The 1779-nt window shown below is 29.7% G+C and carries 2 protein-coding genes; both read left to right on the top strand.

Going from position 1 to position 1779, the window contains the following annotated elements:
• Positions 1 to 128 precede the first annotated feature (128 nt).
• Entirely contained in the window at positions 129 to 506 is a 378-nt protein-coding gene (locus ABD792_RS09175) for a nuclear transport factor 2 family protein (RefSeq protein WP_345005630.1), read from the top strand.
• A gap of 92 nt (positions 507 to 598) precedes the next feature.
• Complete coding sequence (locus ABD792_RS09180; RefSeq protein WP_345005631.1) at positions 599 to 1705, top strand: threonine aldolase family protein; 1107 nt, start codon at positions 599 to 601, stop codon at positions 1703 to 1705.
• Positions 1706 to 1779: the final 74 nt, after the last annotated feature.

Below are 1779 nucleotides of genomic sequence, written 5' to 3' on the forward strand. Positions count from 1 at the left end.
ATGATGGGAGACTATCACGTACGGTTCTGTGAGAGGCTCGGGGTGAAAATCCCCTTGTCTACTCGACACTAAACGTTCTACCTCATTTAAATAAAAACTACCTTAATTTAAGATAACTGATAAATATAATGACAAAAAAAGCAATTGCCACAAAATACATAGATTACCTTGAAAAAGGGGAAATTGAAAATATAATTAATTTGTTTAATGAAAAAGGAATTGTTGACTCTCCACTTTACGGAATTAAAAAAGCGGATGAATTCTATCGCGAATTGAGTAGTGACACAACAAATTCAGAACTTCACCTATTTGGTGTTTTTGAAGAAAACAACTCAAATAGATTAGCGCTATATTTCACCTATAAATGGACATTGAAAAATGATAAAAAAGTAGAATTTGATGTCGTTGACATCATAGAGTTTGACATGCACAATAAAATTAGTAAACTAAAAATTATTTACGATACCATTATTTCTAGGAAATTAATCGAACAACTTGATCGGTAATGCCAAAAAATAAAACTATGAAACCTAAAAGCAACTACTCGAAAATTATCTTAATAATGGATTTACTACAATAGTAAATTAATACAAAAAGTATGTATCCAATTCAAAATAATTGCAACACCTATATTAGTGGGCACAAGAGAATAACACTATTTGAAGAAATATCTTTAATACAAGAATTTGCAAAAAAAAATGATGTTTTATTAGATTATTATGGCAGCAGTGACTTTATAAATGAATTTCAGAATGAAGTAGCAAATCTATTGGGATTTGAAGAAACGCTGTTTTTTCCCACAGGAACAATGGCGCAACAAATACTCCTTAAAGTAAATGCTGAGAAATCAAAAAACAAAAATTTTGGAATTCACGAAAAATCACATATTTATGCCTTTGAAGACAACGCCTATAAACACTTACACGGTCTAAAAGCAATTCTTGTTGGAGAGCCAATCAAACCATACTTGGTTGAAGATGTTAAAAACCTTTCAGAAAACATTTCTACTTTAGTGATAGATATTCCTTATAGAGAATTAGGTGGTATTCCAATACCTTGGGAAGAATTAGAAAAAATAAAAAATTACTGTAACCAAAACAGCATATTATTACACGCAGATGGCGCACGTTTATGGGAATGTGCTTCTTACTATAAAAAATCATATAAAGAAATATGTAAGGGATTTGATTCTATATATGTATCTCTTTACAAGGGAGTTGGAGGAATGGCTGGATGCTTTTTGTGCGGGAATTTAGATACGATAAAAGAAGCTAAAAAATGGAAAAAAAGACATGGCGGAAAATTGTTTCAGGAAACTATTTTAATAGCATCATCAGCTTATCAATTTAAAAAGCGTTTGCAAGAAATGTCTTTTTACTATAAAAAAACACAAGAAATTTATAATAAGTGTTCTCATTTTAAAGAGTTAACCTTTTATCCAGAAAAACCATTAATTAACCTGTTTCATATTCATATGAAACTAACAGTGGAAGAAGGAATTTTGATGCGGGAATGCTTTAAAAGCAAGAAAGGAATTTGGCTTTTTAATAATATTTTTCCATCTCTGCATAAAGATAATAAATCTTATTTTGAAATATATGTAGGAGACATACTACTTGATAAATCTATAAATGAAGTAACTATAATTTTTGAATTAATTGCAAAATATATAGAATCATTAGAGTCTAAATTAAAAACGAGGTAGAACAATGGTAGCCGTTGCGCAAGCCCTTAATTTTCTAAAAACAAGACACAAATAAGCCCTTTTAAGGGCTTTTA

Source organism: Snuella lapsa, from assembly GCF_039539345.1.
GTDB lineage: Bacteria > Bacteroidota > Bacteroidia > Flavobacteriales > Flavobacteriaceae > Snuella > Snuella lapsa.

What these genes read in the sequence shown, in the direction of transcription:
- ABD792_RS09175 (WP_345005630.1), top strand. Translation starts at nt 129, where the DNA reads ATGACAAAAAAAGCAATTGCCACAAAATACATAGATTACCTTGAAAAA.
- ABD792_RS09180 (WP_345005631.1), top strand. Translation starts at nt 599, where the DNA reads ATGTATCCAATTCAAAATAATTGCAACACCTATATTAGTGGGCACAAG.